This window comes from Promicromonospora sp. NPDC057488 (assembly GCF_042802395.1).
Lineage (GTDB): Bacteria > Actinomycetota > Actinomycetes > Actinomycetales > Cellulomonadaceae > Promicromonospora.
This window is the reverse complement of the sequence record NZ_JBHVEG010000231.1, coordinates 1-8,360: the sequence shown is the minus strand read 5'-3', so window position 1 is coordinate 8,360 and position 8,360 is coordinate 1. Positions and strand designations below refer to the sequence as shown.

The following is an 8,360-nucleotide window of genomic DNA, read 5'->3' as shown; positions in this document are numbered from 1 at the left end:
GGGCGGAACCGGTCGGTTCCGCCCCGCCACAGGTCTTTGGTTCGAGATCTCAGGCCAGGCGCTTCTTGGGCATGCCCTCGAGCGTCTTGGCCGGGTCGCGCTCGACGACGCCGGTCAGCGCCTCGTCGATCTGCTTCATCAGCTCGGCCGGGATGGTCACGCCCGACGCCTTGACGTTCTCCGCGACCTGCTCGGGACGGGAGGCGCCCACGAGCGCGGCGGCGACGTTGTCGTTCTGCAGCACCCAGGCGACGGCGAGCTGCGCCATGGACAGGCCCAGCTCGTCGGCCACCGGCTTGAGGTTCTGCACGGCGGTCAGGGTCTCGTCGCTCATGAAGCGGCTGATCGTCTGGGCGCCGCCCTTCTGGTCCGTGGCGCGCGAGCCGGCCGGCGCGGCCTGGCCCGGCAGGTACTTGCCGGACAGCACGCCCTGGGCCATGGGCGACCACACGATCTGCGAGACGCCGACCTCCTTCGAGGCGGGGACGACCTCGTCCTCGATGACGCGCCACAGCATCGAGTACTGCGGCTGCGAGGAGATGAGCTGGAAGCCCAGCTCCTTGGCGAGCGCGGCACCGGCGCGGATCTGGTCGGCGCTCCACTCGGAGACGCCGATGTAGAGGGCCTTGCCCTGGCGGACGACGTCGGCGAACGCCTGCATCGTCTCCTCGAGCGGCGTCTCCACGTCGTAGCGGTGGGCCTGGTACAGGTCGACGTAGTCGGTACCGAGGCGCGTCAGCGAGCCGTTGATCGACTCCAGGATGTGCTTGCGCGACAGGCCCGTGTCGTTGGGGCCCTTGGGCCCGGTGGGCCAGTACACCTTGGTGAAGATCTCGAGGGACTCGCGGCGCTCGCCCTGCAGCGCGTCGCCGAGGACCTGCTCCGCGACGGTGTTGGCGTACACGTCGGCGGTGTCGAAGGTGGTGATACCGGCGTCGAGGGCGGCCCGGACGCACGCCGAGGCGACGTCGTTCTCGACCTGCGAGCCGTGGGTGAGCCAGTTGCCGTACGTGATCTCCGAGATCTTGAGACCGCTGTTACCGAGGTACCGATAGTTGACCATGAAGGCACCCTATGCCAGGCCTTCGAATCGAATCGAGCCCCGGGACGGGGCAAGTTCGGGAAAGAGGATGTCCCCTTTGTCACAGGGGGCGGTTCAGGCTCCGCAGCAGCCCCGCGGCCAGCAGGGCCTGCCCCGCGACGTAGACCACGGGCAGCACCCGGAAGGCGGACAGGTAGGCGCCGGCCCCGCCGACGACCATCCCGACGGGCAGGAACGCCACCGCCGCCACGAGCAGCGGGGCGCCGATGCCCGCGAGACGGTCGACCCGCCAGGCCGCCACGGCCAGGACGGCGACTGCGAGGCACCAGGCGGCACCCGCCGTGAGCGCACCCACCACGTACTCGCCGATGTCCAGGTGAGCCACCCCGGAGACCAGGACGACGACGGCCGCGACGCCGACGACCCAGCAGGCCGCGGTGGTCAGGTGGAACAGACGCCCCGTGCCGAGCCAGTCCCAAAAAGCGACCGTCTGGACCGTCAGGGACAGCGCGAGCAGGGCGAGGACGAGCATGGGCGCGTAGATGAACCCCTCGAGCTCCATGCCGCCCATCAGCGCTTCCCACACCCCGGGCAGCAACGTGATCGTGACCACGGGGTCACCCAGGTAGCCCACGGCCAGCGCCACGAGAGTCAGGACGACGGACCGCGGCCGCCGGGCCGCGCCGGTCGTCCCGCTCGCGCCGCCGGCTCCACCGGGCTGCGACGCCGCCCACAGGGTCAGCGCCAGCAGCGGCAGCAGCAGGAGGTGGGCCACGACCGGAGCCGTGACGCCGGACATGCCCCACGGCTCCACGACGCCCGTCAGCCGGACCACGAGGGCGAGCAGGAACGCACCGAAGGCGATCCGGGCGGTCCACCCGGGCAGCAGCGTGCGGATACCCGGGCGCGTAACGACGTCTTCGCTGGTCATGGTGTTCATGGTGCGGTGCGGACCGCCCCGGCGCCAGCAAAACCTCGCGGCCGGCGCCGGTACCTCGAGGTCAGTGCCGGTCGGTCAGGCCGGTCGGCGCGAGCCACCGCGCGGCCACCTGCACCACCGGGCCGACACCGAAGGCGAACACCACCGTGGCCCAGCCGAACGTCCCGCCCAGCAGCACGCCGACCACCACCACCGTGACCTCGATCGCGGTCTTGACCAGCCAGACGGGCCAGCCCGTGCGCTGCACGATGCCGGTCATCAGGCCGTCGCGCGGGCCGGGCCCGAGGCGGGCGCCCACGTAGGCCGCGGTGCTCACCCCGAGCAGCACGGTGCCGCCCAGCGCCAGCGCGATCCCGGCCGGGAGCCCCGGGTGCGGCAGCAGCCGTTCGAGCAGCCACAGGGCCGGGTCGATGACGAGGCTGATCACGATGATGTTGGCGATGGTGCCGACGCCCGGCCGCTGGCGCAGCGGGATCCAGGCGAGCATCACCAGCAGTCCGACGCCGAGCACCACCCAGCCGTACGCCAGCCCGGTCCGGTCCACGATGCCCTGGTCCAGGACCGCCCACGGCATCGCGCCCTGGCCCGAGTGCAGCATCATCGCGGTCGCGACGCCGAAGCCCACCAGCCCGAGCAGGAGCTGCACGCCGCGGCGCCAGGGGCGCATCAGGACGGGAACGACCTCGGGTACGGGCGCGACCTCGGCCGCGGGAGCGGGCGTCAGGACGGGGGTGGTGCCGGCTGCGGCGTCGGCCGCGAGGTCGGGGGCGGGCTCGGCCGGGCGGCCGGTGGTCGTCGTCATGCCCTCATGGTGCGGTGCCATTGGCCTTGTCATCCAGGGCCAATCGCGCAAGAGTGGCCCCTATGTCCGCCGCGACCCCGACCGTGCTGCGCCAGCTCTCCCCCGCCACGACCGCCCGGCTGCTGGGTTCGTGGCACGCGGGCGGGCCGGCGTACATCGCCCTCGCCGACGCCCTGCGGGCCGCCGTCCTGTCCGGCACGCTCGCGCCCAACACCCGCCTGCCCAGCGAGCGCGAGCTCGCCGCCACGCTGCGGGTGTCGCGCACCACGACTTCGGGCGCGTACGCGCGGCTGCGCGAGCTGGGCTTCGCGGTGAGCCGTGTCGGGTCGGGGACGGTCGCCACGCTGCCGCAGCGCAGCGCCGAGCCCGCCCCCGGCCGCCCCGCCGGCGGCGACGCCCCCGTGCCCGACGACGCCCTGCGGGCCGTGACGTCCGGGGGCCTGCCGTCCGCCGTCGGGCACCTGGACCTGTGGCAGGCCACCCCGCCGGCGCCCCCGGAGCTGCACGAGGCCTTCGCCCGCGCCCTGGAGCGGCTGCCGGCCTACCTCGACTCCGGCGGGTACGAGCCGCACGGGCTGGCGCCGCTGCGCGAGGCGGTCGCCGCGCGCTACCGCGAGCGCGGCGTGCCGACCACGGCCGAGGAGATCCTCGTGACCACCGGCGCGCAGCAGGCGATCGCCCTGCTGGCGCACACCCACCTGCGGCCGGGCGACCGCGCGGTCGTGGAGTCGCCCACCTACTTCCACGCCATGGAGTCCATGCGCGACGCCGGGGGCCGGGTGGTCGGCGTGCCCACGGGACCGCTCGACGTCGACCTGCTGGTCTCCACGGTGCGGCGCGCCCAACCACGGCTGGTGTACCTGGTGCCGGACTTCCAGAACCCGACGGGCTTCGTGATGTCCGCCGACGAGCGCGCCGCGGTCCGGGAGATCGCCGACCGGTACGGCGTCACCGTGGTCGGGGACGAGACGCTCGTCGAGCTCAACCTGTCGGACGAGGCCATGCCGCCGGCGTTCGCCGGGGACGGCACGTCGCCGCACGTCGTGTCCGTGGGGTCGGCGTCCAAGGCGTTCTGGGGCGGGCTCCGGGTCGGCTGGGTCCGGGCGCACCCGCAGGTGATCGCGCACCTCGCCCGGGCGCGGCAGTCCGCGGACATCGCGACGGCGGTGCTGGAGCAGCTCGCCGTGGTCGAGCTGCTCGGGCGCCACGAGGAGGTCATGGCCGGCCGGCGGCGCATGCTGCGCGAGCGGCGGGACCTGCTGGTCGGCCGGCTCCAGGAGGCGTTCCCGTGGGACGTGCCGACGCCGCAGGGCGGGCTGTTCTGCTGGGCCGACCTGGGCCGGCCCGTCGCGCAGGCGTTCGCCGCGGCGGCGGCCGCGGAGGGCGCGCTGGTCGCGGCCGGGCCGATCTTCAGCCCCGAGAGCACCGGCGCCGCGTCCCGCGTACGGCTCACCTTCACGCGGTCGCCCGCCGAGCTGGCCGACGCCGTGCCGCGGCTCGTCCGGGCCTGGGCACGGGTGGCGCCGTCGGGCAGGCCGAGGCGCTGAGGGCACTCAGCTGACAACCCCAGCTGACAACCCCAGCCGGCAGCCTCCGGCTGCCGAACCTCAGTGGGTCCGCAGCTCCACACCCGGCGCGGCCTGCGTGCCGTCGTGCAGCAGGCTCGCCTGCACGGCACCGGCGGCCGCGAGCTCGCGCCAGTGCTCGCCGAGCCACTGCTCGGCGTCGTACTGCGCGGTGAAGACGGGCGTGACGGGCTCGGTCAGGCGACGCCCCTCGGCGTCGTCCAGGGCCCACTCCCACTGCGGACGGATCACTCGTACCTCCCACTTGCCGTGGAGCCCGCCGAACGGGTCAGGGCGCGGTTGATCTCCGACGCCCACAGCGGACCCTCGTAGACGAACGACGTGTAGCCCTGGGTCAGGTCGGCGCCCGCGCGCAGGTACGCGCGGACGTCGTCGGCCCGGGTGATGCCGCCCACGCCGATGATGACGGGTCCGGTGCCGAGGCGCTCCCGCAGGCGCGCGACGACCTCGATGCCCCGGCCCAGCAGCGGCGGGCCGGACAGGCCGCCGGGGCCGCGGTCGTGCCCGATGGTGGTGTTGACGGCGACGACGCCGTCCAGGCCCAGCTCCAGCACGAGGTCGGCGACGGCGTCGACGTCGTCGTTCGCGAGGTCGGGCGCGATCTTGACCAGGAGCGGCACGCGCCGCCCGGTGCCGCGGCCGGCGGCCGTGCCGACCGTGGCCTCGTCGGCGGCGGCGCGGACGGCCTCCAGGATGGGCCGCAGCGACTCGGTCGCCTGCAGGTCGCGCAGGCCCGGCGTGTTCGGGGACGAGACGTTGACCACCAGGTAGTCCGCCCAGGGGGCGAGCAGCCGGGCCGACGTCGCGTAGTCGCCGGCCGCGAACTCCGGCGGCGTCACCTTGGACTTGCCGATGTTGGCGCCGACGACGATCGCGCGGCCCGCCGCGGTGCTCCGCAGCGCCCGCAGGCGGTCGGCGGCGGCCGCCGCGCCCTCGTTGTTGAAGCCCATCCGGTTGCGCACGCCGCGCACGTCGAGCTCGCGCCACATGCGCGGCTTCTCGTTGCCGGGCTGCGGGCGGGCGGTGACGGTGCCGATCTCGACGAACCCGAAGCCGAGCATCGTCAGGCCCCGGATCGCGCGGGCGTTCTTGTCGAACCCGCCGGCCAGGCCGAACGGCGCAGGCACCACGCGGCCGAAGAGGCGCACGCTGCCCGGGCCGCCGGCGCGCTGGCCGAGGTACGGGGCCAGCGCCCCCTGCGCGACGTCCCGCAGCACGGGCACCTTGCCGGCGCGCTCGATCAGCGAGAACGCGATCTCGTGCGCCCGCTCCGGATCCATCCGGCGGAAGACGCCGTTGAACAACAACGAGTACGGCCAGCTCATGCGGTCCTCTCCTCGGACGTGCTGCGCGACGTCCGCCACAGCCACCACAGACCGACGAACGGCAGGACCAGCGGCACGTAGCCGTAGCCCTGGCCGAACCCGGACCAGACGGTCGATTCACCGAACACGCCGGGGTCGGCCAGCGACAGGGCGCCGATCGTGACGACGCCCACCGCCTCGATCCCGACGGTGATCCAGGCGGTCACGCGCCAGGCGGGCGTGCCGATCGCGAGCGCGAAGGTCGCGACCACGTACACCGCGGCCGCGAGCGTGGACAGCGTGTAGGCCACGGGGGCCTCGCCGAACTTCACGACGAGCTCGTAGGACGACCGGCCCAGGGCGGCGAACGCCAGGATGCCGTACACGGTCACCAGCACGCGGCCGAAGCCCCGCCCGGTCCGTCGCGCGGCCCTCTTCTCGGTCGGTACCACCGGTTCGGTCGGTTCCGTCGGCTCTGTCATCACGCCCCCATCCAGATCTGCCACATGCGCCACTCCAGGAAGGCCACCGTCAGGGACGCCACGAGCAGCACCACCGAGCTCCACTTCGTGCGCTCGGCGAAGGCCCACGCGGCGGCGACCGGCAGGATCACCAGGGTCGTGGCGAAGTAGCCCCAGAACAGCAGCGGGTCGCTCGCCCCGCCGCCGCCCGCGCCCTGCACGATCGCGACGACACCCTGCACGAGCAGCAGGACCTCGATCGCGGCGCCGCCCCACAGCTGGTTCAGGATCACGGCGCGGTCGCGGGCGACGAACCAGCCGGCCCACCCGGCCAGGGCCGCGCAGAGCGCGACCACGAGGAGCAGGAGGCCAAGGATCACGTCCGCAGACTACCGGGCGGCACCGACCCACCGGCAATCGGATCGCGCGTGACCTGCGCCTCGATGGGCCCGTCCGAGGGCGCTGGGCAGGCCGTTCGCCTGGCCGTCCCCTGCCCGCGGACCGGCGGTCAGAGGTGCGGGATACGATCGGCTGCGTGACCGACGTGACCCTCTCCAGCAAGAATCCCACCGCCGTGAAGGCCGAAGCGCTCGTGGTGGCGACCGCCCAGACGTCGGACGGCGTAGCCGTCGTGTCCGACCAGCTCCCCACCGACCTGCTCACGCAGCTCGAGACGCTCGCCCCGCAGCTCGGCGTCACCGGGGCGCGCGACGAGGTCCGCAAGATCCCGGCCGGCGACAAGCTCGCCGCCGACGTCCTGGTGCTGACCGGACTGGGCGAGCGCACCGAGGACGGCACGTTCACGGCCGAGACCCTGCGCCGTGCCGCGGGCGCCGCGACCCGCGAGCTCGCGGGCCTCGCCTCCGCCGCCATCGCGCTGCCCGCCTCCGACGACGCGGAGATCACCGCCGTCACCGAGGGCGCGCTGCTGGGTGCCTACGCGTTCAACCGCTACCGGACCGCCGGCAAGGCCGCGAAGGCCGGCGCGACCGGCGGAGCGAAGGACGCCAAGGCCACCGGCAAGGACACCGCGAAGAACGGCAAGGACCCGGTCGCCACGATCGAGATCCTCACCCCGCTGCACAAGAACGCGAAGGCCAAGCTGGCCGCCGAGCGCGCCGAGATCCTCGCCGCGGCCGTGCACGCCACGCGCGACCTGGTCAACACCGCGCCCAACGAGCTCTACCCGGCCACCTTCGCCGACGCCGCCAAGGCCGCGGCCAAGGACGTGAAGCACCTCAAGGTGACGGTGCTGGACGACAAGCAGCTCGCCTCGGGCGGCTACGGCGGGCTCACCGCCGTGGGCCAGGGCTCGTCGCGCGGCCCGCGCCTCGTCAAGGTCGCCTACACGCCGGCCAAGCCGACCGCGAAGGTGGCGCTCGTGGGCAAGGGCATCACGTTCGACTCCGGCGGCATCTCGATCAAGCCGGCCGCCGGCATGGAGGCCATGAAGTCCGACATGGCCGGCGCCGCCGCCGTCCTGTCCACGGTGGTCGCCGCGGCCAAGCTGAACCTGCCGGTCGCCGTCACGGGCTACCTCTGCCTCGCGGAGAACATGCCGGGCGGCAACGCGCAGCGCCCCGCCGACGTCATCACCATCTACGGCGGCAAGACCGTCGAGGTGCTGAACACCGACGCCGAGGGCCGCATCGTCATGGCCGACGGCCTGGTCTCCGCCGTCGAGGACGGCCACGACGTGGTGCTCGACATCGCGACGCTCACGGGCGCGCAGATGGTGGCGCTCGGCAACCGCACGTCCGCCGTCATGGGCACCGACGAGGTGCGCGACGAGGTCAAGGCCGCCGCCGACGCCTCGGGCGAGCTGTTCTGGCCGATGCCGCTCCCCGAGGAGCTCAAGGCCAACATCAAGTCCAAGGTGGCCGACGTCGCCAACTCCGGCCCGCGGTGGGGCGGCATGCTCAACGCCGGCCTGTTCCTGCAGACCTTCGTGGGCGACCACCCGTGGGCCCACCTGGACATCGCCGGGCCGGCCTTCAACGAGGGCGGCGCGCACGGCTACACCTCCGGCGGAGGCACCGGCGTCGGCGTGCGCACGCTGCTGAGCTTCGTCGAGGGCCGCGCGGCGGCCGCGGCGGCTCTCCCCGCGAAGTAGAGCTCAGGCGAAGTAGAACTCAGGCGAAGTAGAACCGTGGCGAAGTAGAACCGTGGCGAAGTAGAACCGTGGCGAGATAGAACTCTGGCGAAGCAGCAGCTGCTGCTTCGCC

At 73.6% G+C, this 8,360-nt stretch carries 9 protein-coding genes; 2 read left to right on the top strand and 7 right to left on the bottom strand.

What is annotated here, in order from left to right:
* Window positions 1-49: 49 nt before the first annotated feature.
* The 3 genes from ACFU5G_RS27585 to ACFU5G_RS27575 form a co-directional block, all read right to left on the bottom strand.
* Complete coding sequence (locus ACFU5G_RS27585) at window positions 50-1,063, bottom strand: aldo/keto reductase family protein (RefSeq protein ID WP_377251898.1); 1,014 nt, start codon at window positions 1,061-1,063, stop codon at window positions 50-52.
* A gap of 79 nt (window positions 1,064-1,142) precedes the next feature.
* Complete coding sequence (locus ACFU5G_RS27580) at window positions 1,143-1,973, bottom strand: hypothetical protein (RefSeq protein WP_377251896.1); 831 nt, start codon at window positions 1,971-1,973, stop codon at window positions 1,143-1,145.
* 70 nt (window positions 1,974-2,043) lie between these two features.
* Window positions 2,044-2,784, bottom strand: a complete 741-nt coding sequence (locus ACFU5G_RS27575) for a YitT family protein (RefSeq protein WP_377251894.1) — start codon at window positions 2,782-2,784, stop codon at window positions 2,044-2,046.
* Between the two features lie 62 nt (window positions 2,785-2,846).
* On the opposite strand from ACFU5G_RS27575, the gene ACFU5G_RS27570 reads away from it, so the two are divergent.
* Window positions 2,847-4,331 carry a PLP-dependent aminotransferase family protein gene (locus tag ACFU5G_RS27570; protein ID WP_377251892.1) on the top strand — a complete coding sequence of 495 codons (1,485 nt, stop codon included), beginning with the start codon at window positions 2,847-2,849 and terminating at the stop codon, window positions 4,329-4,331.
* A gap of 60 nt (window positions 4,332-4,391) precedes the next feature.
* On the opposite strand, the gene ACFU5G_RS27565 is transcribed toward ACFU5G_RS27570, so the two are convergent.
* Genes ACFU5G_RS27565 through ACFU5G_RS27550 form a run of 4 tightly spaced genes read right to left on the bottom strand, consistent with a single transcriptional unit; the run spans window position 4,392 to window position 6,515 of the window.
* Window positions 4,392-4,601: a hypothetical protein gene (locus tag ACFU5G_RS27565; RefSeq protein ID WP_036959922.1), complete on the bottom strand. Its 210-nt coding sequence runs from the start codon at window positions 4,599-4,601 to the stop codon at window positions 4,392-4,394.
* Window positions 4,598-5,695 carry a quinone-dependent dihydroorotate dehydrogenase gene (locus ACFU5G_RS27560; RefSeq protein ID WP_377251890.1) on the bottom strand — a complete coding sequence of 366 codons (1,098 nt, stop codon included), beginning with the start codon at window positions 5,693-5,695 and terminating at the stop codon, window positions 4,598-4,600. The genes ACFU5G_RS27565 and ACFU5G_RS27560 overlap by 4 nt, the downstream gene beginning before the upstream one ends.
* Complete coding sequence (locus ACFU5G_RS27555) at window positions 5,692-6,156, bottom strand: hypothetical protein (RefSeq protein WP_377251888.1); 465 nt, start codon at window positions 6,154-6,156, stop codon at window positions 5,692-5,694. The genes ACFU5G_RS27560 and ACFU5G_RS27555 overlap by 4 nt, the downstream gene beginning before the upstream one ends.
* Window positions 6,156-6,515 (bottom strand): hypothetical protein, encoded by a 360-nt coding sequence (locus ACFU5G_RS27550; protein WP_377251886.1) that lies wholly within the window; start codon window positions 6,513-6,515, stop codon window positions 6,156-6,158. The genes ACFU5G_RS27555 and ACFU5G_RS27550 overlap by 1 nt, the downstream gene beginning before the upstream one ends.
* Window positions 6,516-6,670: 155 nt before the next feature.
* Between ACFU5G_RS27550 and ACFU5G_RS27545 the strand changes: the two genes are divergently transcribed.
* Complete coding sequence (locus ACFU5G_RS27545) at window positions 6,671-8,248, top strand: leucyl aminopeptidase (RefSeq protein WP_377251884.1); 1,578 nt, start codon at window positions 6,671-6,673, stop codon at window positions 8,246-8,248.
* The last annotated feature ends 112 nt before the right edge of the window (window positions 8,249-8,360 follow it).